This window comes from Micromonospora sp. NPDC049301, from assembly GCF_040678715.1.
GTDB lineage: Bacteria > Actinomycetota > Actinomycetes > Mycobacteriales > Micromonosporaceae > Micromonospora.
The window spans coordinates 244577-263569 of record NZ_JBFAQO010000004.1; the positions used below are offsets into that span (position 1 = coordinate 244577).

Annotated in this window: 18 protein-coding genes; 12 read left to right on the forward strand and 6 right to left on the reverse strand. The window is 72.4% G+C overall.

The annotated features are described in order from the left end of the window. Window positions 1-20: 20 nt before the first annotated feature. Window positions 21-521 (forward strand): anthrone oxygenase family protein, encoded by a 501-nt coding sequence (locus tag AB0K07_RS14085; protein WP_363754943.1) that lies wholly within the window; start codon window positions 21-23, stop codon window positions 519-521. Between the two features lie 9 nt (window positions 522-530). Here AB0K07_RS14085 and AB0K07_RS14090 read toward each other — a convergent pair whose 3' ends face one another. Beyond that, window positions 531-995 (reverse strand): MarR family winged helix-turn-helix transcriptional regulator, encoded by a 465-nt coding sequence (locus AB0K07_RS14090; protein WP_363754945.1) that lies wholly within the window; start codon window positions 993-995, stop codon window positions 531-533. Window positions 996-1131: 136 nt separating this feature from the next. Between AB0K07_RS14090 and AB0K07_RS14095 the strand changes: the two genes are divergently transcribed. Both AB0K07_RS14095 and AB0K07_RS14100 read left to right on the forward strand, forming a co-directional pair. Beyond that, a complete protein-coding gene (locus tag AB0K07_RS14095; RefSeq protein ID WP_363754947.1) occupies window positions 1132-1692 on the forward strand; it encodes an NAD(P)H-dependent oxidoreductase in 561 nt (186 codons plus the stop codon). Between the two features lie 120 nt (window positions 1693-1812). Next, on the forward strand, window positions 1813-3087 hold the full coding sequence (locus AB0K07_RS14100; protein ID WP_363754949.1) for an MFS transporter: 1275 nt from the start codon (window positions 1813-1815) through the stop codon (window positions 3085-3087). Window positions 3088-3317: 230 nt separating this feature from the next. Here the strand turns inward: AB0K07_RS14100 and AB0K07_RS14105 are convergent, their stop codons facing one another. The 3 genes from AB0K07_RS14105 to AB0K07_RS14115 are packed head-to-tail and all read right to left on the reverse strand — an operon-like array spanning window position 3318 to window position 5926. Beyond that, complete coding sequence (locus tag AB0K07_RS14105) at window positions 3318-3803, reverse strand: GNAT family N-acetyltransferase (RefSeq protein WP_363754951.1); 486 nt, start codon at window positions 3801-3803, stop codon at window positions 3318-3320. Window positions 3804-3812: 9 nt separating this feature from the next. Then, window positions 3813-4811, reverse strand: coding sequence for an aminoglycoside phosphotransferase family protein (locus AB0K07_RS14110; RefSeq protein ID WP_363754953.1), 999 nt, complete (start codon window positions 4809-4811; stop codon window positions 3813-3815). A 41-nt stretch (window positions 4812-4852) separates the two neighbouring features. Next, complete coding sequence (locus AB0K07_RS14115; RefSeq protein ID WP_363754955.1) at window positions 4853-5926, reverse strand: LacI family DNA-binding transcriptional regulator; 1074 nt, start codon at window positions 5924-5926, stop codon at window positions 4853-4855. A gap of 93 nt (window positions 5927-6019) precedes the next feature. Between AB0K07_RS14115 and AB0K07_RS14120 the strand changes: the two genes are divergently transcribed. The 9 genes from AB0K07_RS14120 (at window position 6020) to AB0K07_RS14160 (ending at window position 14404) form a co-directional block, all read left to right on the forward strand. Next, window positions 6020-6364, forward strand: coding sequence for a cupin domain-containing protein (locus tag AB0K07_RS14120; protein WP_363754957.1), 345 nt, complete (start codon window positions 6020-6022; stop codon window positions 6362-6364). Further along, window positions 6357-7073, forward strand: coding sequence for a cupin (locus AB0K07_RS14125; protein WP_363754959.1), 717 nt, complete (start codon window positions 6357-6359; stop codon window positions 7071-7073). Before AB0K07_RS14120 ends, AB0K07_RS14125 begins: the two co-directional genes overlap by 8 nt. 232 nt (window positions 7074-7305) lie before the next feature. Beyond that, on the forward strand, window positions 7306-8286 hold the full coding sequence (locus tag AB0K07_RS14130; protein WP_363754961.1) for an ABC transporter permease: 981 nt from the start codon (window positions 7306-7308) through the stop codon (window positions 8284-8286). Window positions 8287-8309: 23 nt separating this feature from the next. Beyond that, window positions 8310-9317 carry an ABC transporter substrate-binding protein gene (locus tag AB0K07_RS14135; protein ID WP_363754963.1) on the forward strand — a complete coding sequence of 336 codons (1008 nt, stop codon included), beginning with the start codon at window positions 8310-8312 and terminating at the stop codon, window positions 9315-9317. Between the two features lie 4 nt (window positions 9318-9321). Beyond that, on the forward strand, window positions 9322-10116 hold the full coding sequence (locus tag AB0K07_RS14140) for an ABC transporter ATP-binding protein (protein WP_363754965.1): 795 nt from the start codon (window positions 9322-9324) through the stop codon (window positions 10114-10116). A 38-nt stretch (window positions 10117-10154) separates the two neighbouring features. Next, complete coding sequence (locus AB0K07_RS14145) at window positions 10155-11306, forward strand: Gfo/Idh/MocA family oxidoreductase (RefSeq protein WP_363754967.1); 1152 nt, start codon at window positions 10155-10157, stop codon at window positions 11304-11306. Next, the gene (locus AB0K07_RS14150; RefSeq protein ID WP_363754969.1) at window positions 11303-12454 is read left to right on the forward strand and encodes a dihydrodipicolinate synthase family protein; all 1152 of its coding nucleotides are present in this window, start codon (window positions 11303-11305) and stop codon (window positions 12452-12454) included. The genes AB0K07_RS14145 and AB0K07_RS14150 overlap by 4 nt, the downstream gene beginning before the upstream one ends. Further along, complete coding sequence (locus AB0K07_RS14155; protein ID WP_363754971.1) at window positions 12451-13257, forward strand: sugar phosphate isomerase/epimerase; 807 nt, start codon at window positions 12451-12453, stop codon at window positions 13255-13257. The genes AB0K07_RS14150 and AB0K07_RS14155 overlap by 4 nt, the downstream gene beginning before the upstream one ends. Beyond that, entirely contained in the window at window positions 13250-14404 is a 1155-nt protein-coding gene (locus tag AB0K07_RS14160) for a hypothetical protein (protein ID WP_363754973.1), read from the forward strand. The genes AB0K07_RS14155 and AB0K07_RS14160 overlap by 8 nt, the downstream gene beginning before the upstream one ends. Before the next feature lie 274 nt (window positions 14405-14678). Here AB0K07_RS14160 and AB0K07_RS14165 read toward each other — a convergent pair whose 3' ends face one another. Both AB0K07_RS14165 and AB0K07_RS14170 read right to left on the reverse strand, forming a co-directional pair. Then, entirely contained in the window at window positions 14679-18143 is a 3465-nt protein-coding gene (locus AB0K07_RS14165; protein ID WP_363754975.1) for a ThuA domain-containing protein, read from the reverse strand. Window positions 18144-18336: 193 nt separating this feature from the next. Then, complete coding sequence (locus AB0K07_RS14170; protein WP_363754977.1) at window positions 18337-18921, reverse strand: hypothetical protein; 585 nt, start codon at window positions 18919-18921, stop codon at window positions 18337-18339. Window positions 18922-18993 lie beyond the last annotated feature (72 nt).

Here is an 18993-nt window from a genome sequence, read left to right on the forward strand (position 1 = left end):
CCGGTGGGTGCAATGGAGGCATGGGTTTCCTGCGCACCGCGAGCCTGCTCGCCGCCACCGTGACCACCGGCCTGACCGCCGGGCTGTTCACCGCGTTCGCGTACGCCGTCCTGCCGGGGCTGGGCCGCGCCGACGACCGGACGCTGGTGCTCGCCATGCAGCGGATCAACGAGTCCATCCTCAACGGATGGTTCGCCGTCTGCTTCGGTGGCGCGCTCGTGTTCACGCTGGTGGCGCTGGTGTCGCACCTGGGCGCCGGGCACCGCGCGGTGCTGCCGTGGATCGTCGCGGCGCTGCTGCTGTACCTGGTGGTGCTCGGCGTCACGGCGGTCGTCAACGTGCCCCTCAACAACGTGCTGGCCCGGGCCGGCGACGTCGACCGGGTCAGTGACCTCGCCGCGCTGCGGGAGCGCTTCGAGGTGCCGTGGGTGCGCGGCAACCTGGTACGGGCCGTCGCCTCGACCGGCGCGTTCGGGCTGCTCGCCTGGGCGCTGGTCGGGCTCGGCCGGCTGTCCGGGTAGCCTGCCCGCCTAGTCGGCCGTGCCGATCCTGCGGAACGCGCGGGCCAGCTGGACGAGGTCGTAGCCTTCCAGGTGGTCAAGGAACCGCCGCCGCACGGCAGCCAGGTGGCTGGGCCAGGACTCTTCGAGCCGCGCGAAGCCGGCGTCGGTGAGGACGGCGTTCCAGCCGCGGGCGTCCTGTTCGCTACGGACCCGCTCGACGAGACCCTGCGTCTCCAGCCGGGTGATGGTGCGGGTCATCCCGCTGAGTGAGAGCTGGCACTCGGCGGCGAGTTCGTTCATGCGCATCTGCCGGTCCGGCGCCTCGGAGAGGACCCGGAGGGCGGTGTACTCGGTCAGCGGCAGCTGGCGGTCGCCGGTCATGTCGGCGTCGATGGCCCGAGGCAGGACGAACATCAGCTGGCCCAGGGAGCGGACCAGCGCCTCCTCGTCGGGGTTGAGGGGCCGGAGGGGTTCTGCGGGGCTGCCGGACATACCCCCATCCTAGTTGCTTGACCGAGCAACTGCTCGCCCTTCGTGTGACGCTCGACATGGCGCAGAAAGTTGCTTGACCAAGCAACAAGTGGTTAGCGTTAGTGGCGCCAGGCAAGGACTTCTGAAAGGCGCAACCATGACCAGGATCGGGATCATCCTTGGGAGCACCCGCCCGGGGCGTAACGGCGAAGCCGTCGCCCGCTGGGTGCTCGAGGTCGCCAAGCAGCGCTCCGACGCGGAGTTCGAACTGATCGACCTGCTGGACTACAAGCTGCCGCACCTCGACGAGGCGTACCCGCCGTCGATGGGCCAGTACACCCAGCCGCACACGCTGCGCTGGGCCGAGACGATCGCGTCGTTCGACGGTTTCGTGATGGTCACGCCCGAGTACAACCACTCCACGTCGGGTGCCCTGAAGAACGCCATCGACTTCCTGTACGCCGAGTGGAACAACAAGGCCGTCGGCTTCGTCAGCTACGGCTCGGTCGGCGGCGCACGGGCCGTCGAGCACCTGCGGCTGATCTCCGGTGAGCTCCAGATGGCCGACGTGCGGTCCCAGGTCGCGCTGTCGCTCTTCACCGACTTCGAGAACTTCAGCGTCTTCAAGCCCGGCGAGCACCAGCGGGACGCGCTCGGCGTCACCCTGGACCAGGTCGTCGCCTGGAGCACCGCGCTCGCACCGCTGCGCCAGCGCTGACCACGTTTCGCACCGAACCTGAGCCGGCCGCGGGATCCCTCCCGCGGCCGGCTCAGCTCGTCGCGAGGGTGACGCCGCCACGGCCGGTGCCGAGGGCGCGTGCCTACTAACCTCGTCGCCATGATCCGACCTTCCGGCGCGGTCCGGCCGCCGCTGTGGCGGGACCGCACGTTCGGCACGTACTGGATCGCGCAGTCGCTCTCCGCGGCCGGTGACTCGTTCGCGTACCTCGCGGTGCCGCTGCTGGTGCTCCAGGCGACCGGGTCGGTGGCCCGGATGGGTCTGCTCACCGCCGTCGCGGGTGCGGCGTCCGTCGTGGCCGGGATCTTCGGCGGTGTGCTGGTCGACCGGTACGACCGGCGGACCCTGATGATCGTGGCGGACCTCGCCCGGCTGGTGCTCTACGGCCTGGTGCCACTGGTCTGGCTCGCCGGGCCGCAGGTCTGGCTGCTCTTCGTCGTGCTGCCGATCTGCGAGGCCGCCGGGATGGTGTTCCAGGTTGCGGCGGTCACCGCCGTCCGCAACCTGGTCGACCGGGATCGGATCACCGAGGCCAACGGCCGGTTGCAGGCGACGTACGCGGCGGCCGCCGTGATCGGGCCGCTGCTCGCCGGCGTGGTGTCGGCCCGGTTCGGCCCGGCGGCGGCGATCGCCGTCAACGCGGCCAGCTTCGCGTTGTCGGCGACCGGCCTGTGGCTGATCCGGCTGCGACCCGTCCAGGCGGAGGACGCCGCCCCGGTGCCCCGGCAGCGGCCGCTGGTCGAGTTCCTGGCCGGGGCGCGGTTCCTGTGGCGACAGCCGGTGCTCCGCGCGCTGACCGTGCTGCTGTCGGTCTTCATCTTCCTGACCTACGGCTTCACCGATGTGCTGATCTACCACGTCACGCACGACCTCGGCGGCACCGATGGCACCGTCGGCGCCGTGCTCGGCCTGGCCGCGCTGGGCACGATCGCCGGAGCGCTCCTGGTGGCCCCGCTGCGCCGCCGGCGCGGCTTCGGCGTGACCTGGATCGGTGCCCACGCGATCTGCGGCCTCGCCGTGGCAGGCATCGGCCTCGCGACGACGGTGCCGGCGGTCACCGTGCTGACCGCGGTGTACCTGTGCTGCCTGAGCGTGGGCGGGATCTGCTCGATGTCCCTGCGGCAGGAGATCACCCCCGATCATCTGCTCGGCCGGGTCACCTCGGCGTTCTGGAGCACGCACTACGCCCTCGGGCCGGCCGGCGCGGTGGCGTTGACCTGGGCGGCGGCCCGGTACGGCGTCGCGGCGGTCGCCCTCGTGGCGGGGGCGGGATGTCTGCTGGTCGCGGTCGGTGGCCTGTTCACCCCGGTCCGCCGGGCCGGCGCGGAGCCGCGTCGGTCGCCCGCCACCATTACGGTCGGTCAGGCCGGGTAGCAGCCCCGACGACCAGTCTCAGCGCGCCTGTCGAGCTGCCCCAGGTGTGGGGCAGTCCGCGTGGGGCGAATGACGCCAGCGGAACGCTGGCGGGCAGGTCGCGCCCCCTCTGACGGGGTGTGCCGTCGAGCGGATCCGCCTGCCCGCCCCGCATATGGGGCAGCTCTACAGGCACCAGCAGGACATGGCACCCGCCGGTTGGTTCCCGCCGTCCCCGCCGGGCCGGACTGTCAGAACTCCTGGTACATGACGTGCAGGCCGACCCGGCCGAGGACGGGGTGGCGGAACGCGCCCGGGACCGTGCCGACCACCTGGAAGCCCTCCCGCCGGTACAGCTCCACCGCCGACCGGTTGCTCTCCACCACGGCGTTGAACTGCATGCCGGCGTACCCCCGCTGGCGGGCCCAGGCCAGGGCGTCGCGGCACAGTGCGGTGCCGACGCCCCGGCCCCGGGCGTCGGCGGCGACCATGAAGCTCGCGGTCGACACGTGCGCGCCCGGTCCGGGCCGGTTGGTGCCCATCTTCGCGGTGCCGAGCACCCGTTCGCCGTCCACCGCGACGACCGTGCGGCCCGGCGGGGTCTCCGCCCAGATGCCGTACGCCACGTCGGCGGTCATCGCCGGGTCGAAGGGGAAGGTCTCCCCGGCCAGGATGACCTCCTCGACGATCGGCCAGACCTGCGACCAGTCGTCCGCCACGAACTCTCGAATCAGCACCGGCGCAGGCTACGGCCGGTGATCCGGCCGGACAACCGGTTTGTCGAGCGCGGCGAGTTCCGCGTCCAGCAGCGTCGCGAGCCGGGCGTGCCGCCGCGGATGGCTGCTCGCCGTCATGCCACGGCTGGGCATCTCCACCGTCATCAACAGGTACAGGTGCAGCCGGTAGAGACCGAGCCGGCGGCGGGCCGAGGCGTCCAGCACCAACGGTTCGGCGGCGGCGGCGTGGTAGCCGCGCAGCAGCGGATGCCCCGGCTCGTCCTCGACCCGCCGGTAGAGCAGCGGCGAGACCAGATCCAGCAGCGGATCGCCGTGCAGGAACCGTTCACCGTCCACCAGCCCGCACAGCCGTGGCCGGCCGTCCGGCCCGGGCGCGGTCAGCACGTTGCCGTCCCAGCAGTCGAAGTGCAGCAGCGCCGGGCGGCGCACCTCGTCCAGCACACGGGCGTGCCGCCCGACCAGCGCGCGCAACCGGTCCGCGCTGACCGGCAGCGGGACGTCCCAGTCGGCCGCGTCGGCCAGCAGCGCGTCGAGCATCGCGGTGAACGCCTCCCGCCACGTCGAGCCACCGGCGCGGTCGCCGTCGTAACCGAACCGGTCGCCGGTGACCCGGTGCAGCGCGGCGAGGGCCGCCCCGAGGTCGTACCGCGCCGGGCCGTCGTCGACCGCCGTGCCGGCCTCGGCCAGCTCGCGCAGCGACCGGCCGGGCAGCATCCCGGTGACCAGCCACTCGCCGTACGCCGGGTCGGTGCCGTGGTGCAGCACCGGGGGAACGGGCACCTTCGGGGCCCGCCCGGCGACGAGCCGGAAGTACCGCGCCTCGGCCCGGCAGAGCCCCCGCTCGTAGCGCAGCAGTCGCGTACCGGCCGGCGGGGCCAGCTTCAGCACCACCCGGCGGTCGTCGTCGAGCCGCGCCCACCAGACCGTGGCGTACCCGCCGCCGGCCAGTGGCCCGCTGTCACGTACCCGCGTGGCCGGTCCGAACGACGCGCGGACCAGGTACGCCACGTCGACCGTTGTGAGTGGACGTTGTGTCGGGCTGGCCACGGTCACGAGCCGTCGGCGCCCCGCCGCGGGCTCGGCGCCACGCCGGCGGTCCCCCGTGCGGCCTGCGGGGCGGGGCCGGCGGTGTCCCGGCGGACCAGCTCGGCGGGGAGCACCTCGACCCGGGGCGCCGGCGCCTCCACCCCGAGCACCAGGGACATCGCGCGGACACCCATGTCGACCAGCGGCAGCCGCACGGTGGTCAGCGCCGGAGTCACGTCCCGGGCGATCGGCATGTCGTCGAAGCCCACCACGGAGACCCGCTGCGGCACGGCCAGCGAACGGGCCCGCAGGGTGGCGAGTGCGCCGATGGCCATCGAGTCGTTGAGTGCCGCGATCGCGGTCAGCTCCGGGTCGGCGTCGAGCAGCCGGGCCGTGGCCTCGGCGCCGCCGTCGCGGTCGAACTCGGCGTACCGGATGCGCCGCTCGGGCAGGTCGAGACCCTGCTCGGCGAGGGCCTGCCGGAGCCCGGCCAGCCGGTCGGTGGTGGTGGTGAGGATGCGCGGGCCGGCCACCACGCCGATCGCCCGGTGCCCCAGCTCGCACAGCTCCCGACCGGCCAGGTAGCCGCCGGCCCGGTTGTCCGGCATCACCGCGTCACCCGAGTGCTCGTGCCGGCCGATCACCGCGACCCGCCCACCGGTCGCCTCGTACGCGGCGAGCTTCTCGTTGAGCTGCCGGGTGAACGCGTCGTCGTGGTAGCCGGAGCCGGCCAGGATCAGCGCGGCCACCTGGTGACCGCGCAGCAGCTCCACGTACTCCAGCTCGCGGTCCGGGTCCCGGTAGCTGTTGCAGATCATCAGCAGCCGCCCCTGGTCGGTGGCGACGCGTTGCAGCCCACGGGTGATCTCGGCGAAGTACGGGTCGGAGACGTCGTGCACGATCACGCCGACCGCGCTGCGGTGCGAGCGGGCCAGCAACTGGGCGTGCGCGTTCGGCACGTACTGCAACTCGGCGACGGCGGCGAGCACCCGCTCGCGCAGCTCGTCGGTGACCGGTTTGCTGCTGCCGTTGATCACGCGGGAGGCGGTGGCGGGCGAGACGCCCGCGCGTCGTGCCACGTCGGACAGGGTCGCCATGGCCCGCCCCCTCGGTCTGTTGACGGCGTTTCGCCGTGCCGGCTAGCGTCACGGTACCGCAGAGAAAGCCCTTTCCCGCAGGGAGGCCCGGCCATGTCCGAACGCTTCGCGGTGCTCCAACTCGACGACCTTCCCGCCCGACGCTGCTCCTGCGGCACCACCCGCCGGGGCTTCATCGCCGAGAGCGGCGGCCAGGCCAGCGTGCACCTGCTCCACGTGCAGGACGCGGTCACCCACCACCACCGGATCGCCACCGAGTACTACATCGTGCTCGCCGGTGAGGGTGAGGTCGAGCTGGACGGCGTACGCCACCCGGCCCGGCCGATGTCCGCGTTCCTGATCAAGCCGGGCTGCCGGCACCGCGCCATCGGTGACCTCACCGTGCTGCTGGTCTCGTTGCCGGCGGCGGACGACACCGACGAGTACTTCGATGCCTGACCGGTCGGCCCCGTTGCCCGGCGGGATCGGGCTCTCCCGGCTGCGCGTCTACGACACCGTGGCGCCGGACGGCGTGGTCGGCGGCACGCCGCACGTGCACCTCTGCTGCACCGAGGGGTACGTGGTGACCGGCGGCGAGGGCGCCGTGCAGACCCTCACCTCGGCCGGCTACCGGGAGACGCCGCTGCGTCCGGGTGCGGTGGTCTGGTTCGAGCCGGGCACCGTGCACCGCCTGGTCAACGGCGGCGGACTGACCATCGTGGTGCTCATGCAGAACAGCGGCCTGCCCGAGGCCGGCGACGCGGTGCTGACCTTCCCGCCGGAGGTGCTGGCCGACCCGGCCGCGTACGCCGCCGCCGCGGCGCTGCCCGACGGGGGAGCGCCGGGCGCCGACGTGACCGCCGCGTACCGCCGACGGGATCTGGCGGTGACCGGCTTCCAGGCGTTGCGGGCCGGCGGGCCGACGGCGTTGGCCGCGTTCCACGGCGCCGCGATGGCGCTGCGCCGGCCGCTGCTGGCCCGCTGGCGGGAGCGGTGGGCCGCCGGCGCGGGCCGGGCCGCCGCCGGTACCGGCGAGCAGCTCGACGCCCTCGGCCGGGGCGATCCCGGTCACCTCGGCGCGGCGGGGGTGTACGCGGTGGGGGAGCCGGTCGAGCGAGGTCGGCTGGGCATGTGCGGACTGCTCGACACCTATCCCGCCGCGGTCTGATTGCGGAGTGGCCCACTGCCCGATCCACGTCGGACTGTTCGCGCGCGGTCCGGGCTGATCGACTCGGGTTCACGGAAGTCAGGGTGTTCAAGGGGGCGGGGTAGCGGAGAACAGATCGAGGAAAGGCCTTGCCTGCCGTCGGGGGAGCCGCCTACGCTCCTGGAAAGCGTTTGCCTGATACGCCGACCGGCCCGGTCCGTGGGTGCCATGCCGGGCTTCGAGGAGGTTCCGCGTGACCGAGAACGCTCTGGACGCGGCGGGTCAGCAGGCCGCCACCGAGGCGGCGAGCGGCGAACGGACGGCCGTTTCTTCGCCCCCACCCGGGTCCACCGGCGCGTCGACCTCGATCGACGGCCCGACTCCGTCCACCGTGGCCGGTCCGCCACCGGGCGTCGATGGTCGCCCGCCCCGACCGACGCTCGGCCGACGGGCGCTGGCCCTCGCCGACTCGCTCTGGCGCCCGGCGCTGGTGCTGGCGGCGTTCTTCGTCGCGTGGTGGTTCGTCGCCGCCCGGGAGTACGTCCCCAACTACCTGGTGCCCACCCCCGGCCAGGTCTGGTCGACCATGACCGACCAGTGGTCCGAGCTGGGCCGGCACACCATGGTCACCCTCTACGAGACGGTGCTCGGCTTCGTGCTGGCCTCCGCGCTGGGTCTGGCCACCGCGGTCGCCATCGCCTACTCGCGCACGCTGGACAAGGCGCTCTACCCGATCGTCCTGTTCGCACAGGTCATCCCGAAGATCGCCATCGCGCCACTGCTGGTGGTCTGGTTCGGTCTCGGCCTCACCCCGAAGATCATCTTGGCGGTGCTCATCGCGTTCTTCCCGGTGGTCATCTCCGGCGTGGCCGGCCTGCGCTCCACCGACCCGGAGCTGCTCGACCTCGCCGCCACGATGGGCGCCGGGCCGTGGCGCACCTTCCGCAAGATCCGTTTCCCGAACGCGTTGCCACACCTGATGGCCGGCCTCAAGGTAGCGGTCACCCTCGCCGTGGTCGGCGCCGTGGTCGGCGAGTTCGTCGGCGCCAGCGAGGGGCTCGGCTACGTCCTGTTGCTGGCCAACGGCAACCTCGACGCCCCGCTGCTGTTCGCCGACCTGATCCTGATGTCCGCCATCGGCATCGTCCTGTTCGTCCTGGTCGAGATCGCCGAGGCACTGCTCATTCCCTGGCACGCCAGCCGTCGGGCCGGCGTACCGCTCACCACCTCCTGACCGACCCCATCACGGAGGCACCGATGAAACGCACCGCCACCACCATCCTGGCCACCGTCGCCCTGCTGTTCGCCGCCACCGGCTGCGGCGGGGACGACTCCTCCGACGGCGGCACCGGCGCCGACGGCAAGAAGGAGGTCACCCTCACCCTCAACTGGGTGCCCTACGGTGAGCACGCCCCGTTCTACTACGGGCTCCAGAAGGGCTTCTACTCCGCCGAGGGCATCGACCTCAAGATCCTCCCGGGCAACGGCTCCGGCAACACCGTCAAGCAGGTCGCCCAGAAGCAGACCGACTTCGGCTGGGCCGACAGCCCGGTGCTGCTCAAGTCGGTGGCCAGCGGGATGCCGGTGCGCAGCCTCGGCGCGTACCTGGAGAAGGGCCCCTCTTCGGTGGAGTTCTTCGCGGAGGAGAACATCAAGACCCCGGCCGACCTCAAGGGCAAGACCGTCGGCGGCACCCCCGGCGACGCCCTCTACGCGACGTTCCCGGCCTGGCTGGAGAAGAACGGCCTCAAGCAGAGCGACGTCAAGGTGGTCAACGTGGACGCCGCCGGCAAGATCGCGGCGTTGGCCGAGGGCAAGGTCGACGCCATCATGGGCTTCTTCCACGACCAGGCGCCCACCATCGAGAGCAAGACCGGCAAGAAGGTCGACGTGCTGCTCTTCGCCGACTACGGGATGAACCTGCTCGGCACCGGCCTGATCGCCAACACGCAGACCCTCCAGAAAGACCCGGAGTTGGCGCGCAAGTTCGTCCGGGCCACCCAGAAGTCCTGGGCCGAGGCCGCGCGTGACCCGGCCGGCGCGGTGAGCGCGATGACGGCGCTGGCCGAGAACGAGCCCGCACCCGAGGTGCTCACCAAGCAACTCACCCTCAACCTGCCACTGATCGGCTCCGACGGCCCGCCCGGCGTGAACACCGAAGCCCAGTGGAGCGAGACCATCGACCTGATGTCCCGCTACGCGGAGCTGAAGGACCCGGGCGCGCCCAACGCGTACTGGGACGCCTCGTACGCGGCCCAGGGGTGACCCGGTGACCGACGCGCCGGCGCAGACCGGCACCGCCATCGGGATGTCCGGTCTGACCGTCCGCTTCAGCTCGCGGCGGTCGCAGACCACCGCACTGGACGACGTGTCGCTGGACATCGAGCCGGGGGAGTTCGTCACCATCGTCGGTCCGTCCGGCTGCGGCAAGTCCACCCTGCTGAAGATCATCGCTGGACTGGTCCGGCCCAGCAGCGGCGAGGTGTCGCTCCTGGACCGCCCGGTACGCGGCCCGCAGAAGGAGATCGGCTTCGTCTTCCAGAAGGCCGCGCTGCTGGAGTGGCGCGGCGCGCGGGCCAACATCCTGCTCCAGGCCGAGATGCGCGGCATGGACCGGGCGCAGGCGGCCCGCCGGGCCGACGAGCTGATCGAGATGACCGGGCTGACCGGCTTCGAGAAGGCACTGCCGCACGAGCTGTCCGGCGGCATGCAGCAGCGGGTGGCGCTCTGCCGCGCGCTGCTGCACTCCCCGCCGGTGCTGCTGATGGACGAGCCGTTCGGCGCACTGGACGCGCTGACCCGGGAGCAGATGAACGCCGAGCTGCACCGGATCTGGCGGGAGACCGGCACCACTGTGGTGCTGGTGACCCACTCCATCGCCGAGGCGGTCTTCCTCGGCACCCGGGTCGTGGTGATGAGCGCCCGACCCGGCCGGATCATCCGTACCTTCCCGGTCGACCTGCCGGCGCACCGCGACTACGCGCAGGTGATGTCCGACGCGCGCTTCGACCGGCTCGCCGCCGACCTGCGCGGGTTGCTCGGCAGCGCGGCCGCCAACCACTGAGCCGGGACCGGCACGACCAGCACGACGGAAGGAACATCATGACCCGCAGGTCGATCGGCATCATCGTCAACGGTGTGACCGGGAGGATGGGCTACCGGCAGCACCTCGTCCGCTCGCTGCTGGCCATCCGTGAGTCCGGCGGCGTGACGTTGGCCGACGGCACGACCATCTGGCCGGAACCGGTCCTGGTCGGGCGCAACGAGACGAAGCTCCGGGAACTCGCCGAGCGACACGGGCTGACCGACTGGACCACCGACCTGACCTCGGCACTGGCCCGGGACGACGTCGAGATCTACTTCGACGCACAGGTCACCCAGCAGCGGGAGAAGGCGATCCGGCAGGCGATCGAGGCCGGCAAGCACATCTACACCGAGAAGCCACTGGCCGAGGACACCGCCGGCGCGCTGGACCTGGCCCGCGCCGCCGACGCTGCCGGGGTACGCACCGGGGTGGTGCAGGACAAGCTCTTCCTGCCCGGGCTGCGCAAGCTCAAGCGGCTCATCGACGGTGGCTTCTTCGGCCGGATTCTCTCGGTGCGCGGCGAGTTCGGCTACTGGGTGTTCGAGGGCGACTGGCAGCCGGCCCAGCGCCCGTCCTGGAACTACCGGACCGAGGACGGCGGCGGCATCGTGGTCGACATGTTCCCGCACTGGCACTACGTGCTGGAGGAGCTGTTCGGCCGGGTGAACGCGGTCTCCTGCGTCACCGCCACGCACGTGCCCGAGCGGGTCGACGAGGACGGCTGCACCTACCCCGCCACCGCCGACGACGCCGCGTACGGCATCTTCGAACTCGACGGCGGGGTCATCGCGCAGCTCAACTCGTCCTGGTGCGTGCGGGTGTTCCGCGACGAGCTGGTGGAGTTCCAGGTCGACGGCACGGAGGGCAGCGCGGTCGCGGGGCTGCGCCGCTGCCGGGTGCAGCACCGGGCGGTCACCCCCAAGCCGGTGTGGAACCCGGACCTGCCGGTCACCGAGGACTTCCGGGCGCAGTGGACCGAGGTGCCGGACAACGAGGAGTTCGACAACGGTTTCAAGGTGCAGTGGGAGGCGTTCCTGCGGCACGTGGTCGCCGGTGAGCCGTTCCGCTGGGACTTCCTGGCCGGCGCGCGCGGCGTGCAGCTCGCCGAGCTGGGGCTGCGTTCGGCCCGCGAGGGTGTCCGCGTCGAGGTGCCGGAGCTCCACTCATGAGTGCGGAGGTCGTCCTGCCCGGTGGGCGGCGGCACCGGCTGGCCGGGGGGAGCGGGTTCCGGCGCCCGGCCGAGCCGGCGACCGCCCGGATCGCGTACGCCGCCGCGCACGTGGTCGCCGATCCGAATGCGGAGAACGTGCCGGGCGCGCCGGCGGCCGTGGACTGGGACACCACCCTCGCGTTCCGGCGGCACCTCTGGTCGTACGGGCTGGGGGTCGCCGAGGCGATGGACACCGCCCAGCGGGGGATGGGCCTGGACTACCCGGCCACCCGGGAGCTGATCCGGCGCAGCGCCGCCGAGGCGCGCGCGGTGGGCGGACGGATCGTCGCCGGCGTCGGCACCGACCAGTTGCCGGCCGGCCCGGCCACCCTGTCGGCGGTCACCGCGGCCTACCGGGAGCAGCTCGACGACGTGCGCGCGGCCGGCGCGTGTCCGGTGCTGATGTGCAGCCGGCACCTGGCCGCCGCCGCCCGCGGCCCGGAGGACTACCTGCGGGTGTACGACGAGCTGCTGACCGCCGCCGAGGAGCCGGTGGTGCTGCACTGGCTGGGCCCGATGTTCGACCCTGCGCTGACCGGCTACTGGGGTGCTGTCGACCTGGACCTGGCCGCCGACACGGTGGTCGAGCTGATCAAGGTGCACCAGTCCAAAGTGGACGGAATCAAGGTGTCACTGCTGGACGCCGGGCGGGAGGTGGCCCTGCGCCGCCGGTTGCCGGCCGGGGTACGGCTCTACACCGGCGACGACTTCCACTACCCGGAGCTGATCCGGGGCGACGAGGTGGGCCACTCGGACGCGCTGCTCGGGGTGTTCGCGGCCATCGCGCCGGCCGCCGCCGCCGCGCTGGCCGCCCTCGACCGGGGGGACCTGCCAGCGTACGACGAGATCTTCGCGCCGACCGTGCCACTGGCCCGGCACCTGTTCGCGGCGCCGACCTGGCACTACAAGACGGGGATCGTGTTCCTGGCCTGGCTGGCCGGGCACCAGGACCACTTCACCATGGTCGGCGGCGCGCAGTCCGGCCGGTCCCCGGCACACCTGGCCACCCTGCTCACACTCGCCGACGCGGCCGGGCTGCTGCCCGACGCCGAGCTGGCCGCGGCGCGAGCCCGGGCGCTGTTCACCGTGGCGGGAGTTGCCCAGTGACCGGGCTAAAGCGGTTCTCGTTCAACCAGGCCACGGCGCAGCACTGGCCGCTGCCCGACGTGGTGGCCGGCTGCGTGGCGGCCGGGGCGCCGGGCATCGGGTTGTGGCGGGAGCCGGTGGCCGAGCACGGCCTGGCCCGCTCGGCGAAGCTGGTCCGCGACGCCGGCCTCGCCGTCACCTCGCTGTGCCGGAGTGGCTTCTTCTCCGCCGACGACTGGCGCACCGAGAACCTGCGGGCCATCGAGGAGGCGGCCGCCCTGGGCGCCCCCGAGCTGGTGCTGGTCTCCGGTGGGCTGCCGGCGGGCAGCCGGGACATCGACGGCGCCCGGCGCCGGGTCGCCGACGCGATCGGTGAGCTGGCCCCGCACGCGGCGGCAGCCGGGGTACGCCTGGCCATCGAGCCGCTGCACCCGATGTTCGCCGCTGACCGCTGCGTCATCGCCACCCTGGGCCAGGCGCTGGACATCGCCGAACGGTTCGACCCGGCGGTGGTCGGCGTCGTCGTGGACGCGTACCACGTCTGGTGGGACGACACGGTGTACGCGCAGATCGACCGCGCTGGCGCGCGGATCGCCGCGTTCCAGGTCTGCGACTGGGTGACGCCGCTGCCGGAGGGGGTGCTGCTCGGTCGGGCGCTGCCCGGCGAGGGGTGCATCGAGCTGCGCCGGTTGCGCGAGGCGGTGGACGCGGCCGGCTACCTCGGCCCGATCGAGGTGGAGGTCTTCTCCGCCGAGGTGTGGGCGCGCCCGGGCGTGGAGGTGCTGGACGCGGCGATCGCGGGCTACCTGCACCACGTTGTCTGAGGCTCCGGACCGGCGGTGGCCCTCCGCGGTCGGCGCCTGGCTCGGCATCGGGACCGCGCCGGCAACCCTTGTGCTCGGCGCCGCGATGGCCGCCCGGCACGGCAGCGCGGTGCCGGTGGCCGGGCTGCTGGCCGGCGGTGTGCTGATGGCGGCGCTGCTGTGGGGGCAGGGCCGGATCGGGCTGCGCCGGCCGCTCGGCGACGGCGGGACGCTCACGGCGGTGCTGCCCGTGTACCTGGGGAACACCTCACGGCTGCTGCTGGCGGCCGTGCTGACCGTGTCGATGGTCGGCTGGAACGGCTTCAACGTCGGGCTCGGCGGCGCCTCGCTGGCCGCCCTGACGCACCTGCCCGGCTGGGTCGGGCCGGTGTTGCTGGAGGTGGCGGTCCTCGTCGTCTCCTGGGCGCCGGCCCGGTTCGGCAACCGGGTCGCGGTGCTCACCACCCTCAGCGCGGTGGTGCTGGTGAGCTGGTGCCTGACCGTGCTCCCGCCGCCGGGCGCGCCGGTCCGCGTCGCCGCCGGTGGGCTCGCCGACGGTGCCGCGCTGATCGGCTACGCGGCGGTCTTCGCGCTGCGCGCACCGGACTTCAGCGTCGGCCTGGCCCGGCGGCGGGACCTGGCCTGGTGCGTGGGGCTGCTGGTCGGGCCGGCGCTGCTCGGGGTGCTCGCCGGCGCCGGCCTGTGGCTGCGGACCGGCTCGGCGGACGTGGTCGCGCTCCTCGCCGCCGGGTCGGGGTTGGCCGCGTACGCGAATCTGTTCGTCGCCGTGGCGGTCTTCGCCGCCGCGCTCACCACGACGTACTCCGGGGCGCTGGCGATGCGCGGCCTGGCTCCGCGGGTGCCGGCCCGTGCGGCCATGCTCACCATCGCGGTGCTCGGCGGGGTGCTGGCGGTGGCGCGCTTCGACCGCCTGGTGCTGCCCTGGCTGACCCTGCTGGCCGCCGCGCTGCCGGTGCTGGTGGTGCCGATGGCCACCGAGGCGGCGGCTCGGCGGCGCGGTCGTGCCCCGCGTACCGTGCCCGCCTGGTGCTGGGTGCCGCCGGCGCTGCTCGCGGTCGCCTGCACGCTCGCTGGTGTCGGTGTCGCTCCGCTGCTCGGGCTGGCCCTCGGCGGGGCGCTCACCGTGCTCTGGCGACGCCTGCGCTGACGGCTGGCCGGCGGTCGGCTCGTGGCCCGGCGCCGGCCTACCGGCTGCCGCGTCGGCAGGTCCTGTTGTGCGCCCTTTGCTCTGCTTCAACGGACGCAACGGTTGAGTCCTGTCAGTGTTGCGCCGATTGAAGCAGAGCAAAGGATGGCGCAGCATGCCCCGGTGCTCCTCGCCGGACCGCTCACCGTGCCCCGGCGCCATTCGCGTCACCATCGTCGGTGGCGCGGAACGCCGGTGGCGGGCGAGGTCGCCCCCGCCCGCCACCGGCCCGGGGTTAGTTGACCGTGATGGTCAGGTTGGCCGAGCGGGTCTCCCCGCTGCTGTAGGTGGTCGTGACCCGGGTGGTGAAGGTTCCCTTACGCGGATAGCTGTGGCCGGTCGACCGCAGCGTCGCGCCGTGGGCCACGGCGGTGTTGTCGCCGAAGTCCCACGCGTAGTCGGTGATGCTCTGCCCGGACGGCGCCGTCGCCGTGGCGGTCAGGGTGGTGGTCAGCGGCGCCGTGCCGCTGCCCGGGCTGGCGGCGAGGGTGAGTGACCCGCCGGGCTCCTGCTTGACGCCGGCGCCGTTGAACCGCAGCCAGTCCAGCGACATCAGGTCCGGGGTGCCGCCGACCTGGGCGGCGTTGACGAACCTCGCGTACAGGGTGGTGGTGCCGGCGGGTTTGTTGGTCAGCGTGACGGTGGGCGAGACCAGGTTGTCCCACCCGCCGGTCGAGCCGATGGTGGCCCGGCCGATCAGGGTGCCGGTGGGTGAGCCGGTCCGCAGCTCGATGTCGCCGCCGAGCCCGCCGTTGGTCACCCCGAGGGTCACCGAGCCGACGTTGCGCAGGTCCACCGGCCCGTACGCCGCCCAGTCGTTGTGGTCGACGTCGCCGAGCCGCTTGCCGGCGCGGGCGGTGGACCGGTCGTTCACCGTGAGGCCGGACTGGGCGCTGAAGTGCTCGGCCTCCTTGCTCTTGGGCTGCAACTGGGCCCGGGTCGAGCCGGTCAGGGCCGGTACGCCGCCGGGCGCCCCGCTGTCGGTGTACTGCGCGGTGACCACCGTGTAGAGGTTCTGCCCCGGCCCGTGCCCGTCACCGGCGTCCGCCTCGGTGGCGAGTAGCCCCGAGCAGCCGGTGTAGATGTCCAGCGGGTGGGCGTGCGAATCGTGGCCGAGCTGCGTCTGCACCGTCACCTTCGTGCAGTCGATGGTGGCGTCCTCGGGGTCGGTGACCGTCACCGTGTACGGGATGTTGTCGCCGAAGTCGAAGAAGCCGCCGTCGGGCACGTTGATGGTGACCGTGGGCCGGGTGTTGCCGACGACCACGTCGGTGACCGCGCTGGCCGTCAACCCGTTGCCGCTGTTGCGGACGGTCAGCCGGGCCGTGAACGTCCCGGCCGTCGGGTAGGTGTGGCTCGGGTTGGCGGCGGTGGAGTCGGTGCTGCCGTCGTTGGTGAAGTCCCAGGCGTAGCTGAGCGCCGAGCCGTCACCGGCGGTCGACCCGGCCGACGAGAAGGCCACGGTCAGCGGCGGGCGGCCACTGTCCGGGTTGGAGGCCACCTTCGCGGTCGGTGGCCGACCGTTGGCCACGTAGTCGATCCGGTAGATGCCCGCGCCGGCGTTGCTGCCGCCGCGACCGCTGCCGGTGCCCTCGCCGAAGTCGATGACGTAGAGCGACCCGTCCGGGCCGAACTCCGCCTCGAAGGGTTGGATCCAGCTCATGTTGCCGAAGATCCCGTTGATCGAATGGAGGTCGCCCACGGCGGTGGGGCCGAAGCGCGCGTTGCTGAACGTCTGCGCCGTCTTGTGGATCGAGAGCGTCTTGAACCACTTGCGGGTGAACTCGTAGGTGATCCACTTGCCGTCGAAGTACTCCGGGAACTTCGTGGTGCGGCTGTTGGCCGGGTCGTGGTCGTAGACCGGGCCGCTCATCGGCCCGCCACCGCCGGTACCGACCTCGGGGAACTGGCTGGAGGCGGAGTACGCGTACCAGACCAGCGCCGACGTCGCCGCCGGCAGGGTCGTCAGGCCGGTGTTGTTGGGGGAGTTGTTCACCGGCGCGGTGCAGTTGAACTTGGCCCCGGGGGTGCTGGTGGCGAAGTTGTAGTCGTTGAACGGGATGTTGTTGCCCACGCAGTACGGCCAGCCGTAGTTGCCGGCGGCGGTGATCCGGTTGAACTCGACCGTCCCCTCCGGACCGCGGTTGGGATCGGCGGCGCGGGCGTCCGGGCCGTAGTCACCGACCAGCAGCGCGTTGGTGTGCGGGTCGATGGTGATCCGGAACGGGTTGCGCATGCCCATCGCGTAGATCTCCGGGCGGGTCTTCGCGGTGCCGGCCGGGAAGAGGTTGCCGCTCGGGACGGTGTACGTCCCGTCCGCCTGCGGGGTGATCCGCAGGATCTTGCCGCGCAGGTCGTTGGTGTTGCCGGCGGTGCCCTGGGCGTCCCAGGCGGCACGCCCGGCCTGCTCGTCGATCGGCGTGTACCCGCTGGAGGCGAACGGGTCGGTGTTGTCGCCGATGGCGGCGTAGAGCCGCCCGGCGGCGTCCATGGTGAGCGAGCCGCCCATGTGCGAGTTCGCCCGGCCCACGCCACGGTAGGTGGGGATCGCCAGCAGCCGCTTCTCCGAGGAGAGCGCGACGCTGTTGTTGGCGACCGTGAACCGGGACAGGTTCAGCTGTTTCAGCGTCTTGTCCGACCAGAGTAGGTAGATCCAGCCGTTGCTGGCGAAGTTGCGGTCCAGGGTCATCCCGAGCAGACCGTCGGACTGGTCGGTCATCGCCGAGGTGTACGCGAAGTCCAGCAGCGTGGTGACCTGGAGACTGTCCTGGTTGACCACCTTCAACGCGCCGGTGCGCTGGATGTAGTAGACCTTCCGGTCCGGGGCGACGGCCAGCTCGAACGGGTCGGCGAGGTTCTCGGTGACCAGCCCCACCCGTTCGAAGTTGCCGGTCTCGGTGGCCGAGCAGTCACCGGCGACCGCGCCGGCCGCCCACTCGATGCCGTAGCGCAGGTGCTCCAGGAACGCCGGCTCGCTGAACCGGGAGCTGGCGTGCCCGCCGGCGGTGAACCAGGACCGGCCGCCGTCGTAGCGCTGACACCAGGAGTACGCGTGGTCGACGCCCTCGTCCAGGCCGTTGATTCCGTCCCGCACCTTGATCTGCGCGAGGGTGTGCACGTTGCCGGTCGGGTTGGTCCGCCAGTTGTACCACTCCTCGCTCTGCTCCCAGAGCTCCGGCAGGTTCCGGGTCGAGGGGTGGGCCCGGTCGAGCACCTTGACCCGACCGGGGTAGGTGCCGCCGGTGGCGGAGAAGTCGGGGTGGTGATCGAAGATCGTGCCGACCAGGCCCTCGTACCACGGCCAGTCGCGTTCGCTGGCCGAGGCGGCGTGCAGGCCGGCCCAGCCGCCACCGTTGCGGATGAACGTCTGCAACGCTGCGCGTTGGCTGGCGTTGAGCAGGTCACCGGAGGCGGGTGTGGAGTTGGTGTTGTTGAAGACCAGGGCGTCGAAGGTGGCGAGGTTGGCGTCGGTGAACGCCGCGGCGTCGGTGGTGGCGACGACCTCGAAGTTGTGAGCGGTGCCGAGCTGCTGGATCGCGGCGATGCCGGCCGGGATCGAGTCGTGGTAGAAGTTCGTGATCTTGGAGAAGACCAGCACCCGGAAGCGGGGGGCGGCGTCCGCGGGCAGGGGGGTGGTGGTGCTCACCACGGTGGCGGCGGCGAGCAGGGCGAGGCAGAACGCGCGCAGGTATCGGGGCATGGGGGCGCTCCCTGTCGGACGGTGAGGGTCGGAAAGCGCTTTCTTCGCTGCCCGCATCACGGTACTGACAGCCAGTGACGGTCGTCAATAGGTATCAGGTAAGCGGTTTCCTGTGCCGCGCTACTGACGTCCGGGACGCCACGGCGGGGCGATCCTCTCGCCCCGCCGTGGTCCTGCTACCGCGCCGGCAGGGTCAGTTGCCTGCCGGCGGCGCCGTCAGCTCGGCGTGTCGTACCCGGTAGTCCCCGTGCGTCACCGTGGCGAACGCCGCGGGCGCGAGGCAGGTACCGACGCGGGCCGGACCCCACTGGCCCGCCTCGTTCTGGTCGGCGCTCGCCGACCAGGTGAAGCCGACCCGGTCGGGGTTGCGGCCGCCGTCCTGCACGCTGAAACCGACACGCTTGCCGAGGAAGTCGCTGGCCTGCTCGTCCGCGCGGGTGACGATGGCGGTCAGCGTCGCATGACCAGGGCTGGTGATCATGCAGTCGACCGCCGCCTCGAACCGTACGGTGATGCCCTGCGTGGCCAGCCGGTGCGCGACCCGCACCGTACCGGTCGCGTCCGCCGGGGAGCCGTTCTCCCCGCCGGGAAGCGGGATCGGGCGGCTGTACGGCACCGACCGGACATCGAAGGCGAACGACCGCACGTCGTCGTCCTGCCCATACGGCAGGGCGAACTCCGCCGAGCCGGTCACCCGTGCCGGGCTGCGGTCCGCGGCCCCGGCCGGCGCCCCCGCCGCCGCGATGACGGCCGCCGCGACGATTCCCCATCCGAGCATTCTGCGCATGTTCTTCCTCCCGATCCGGCCGCGGTGTCGCGGCCCTGCGATACCTCCACGGTCGGCGATGCG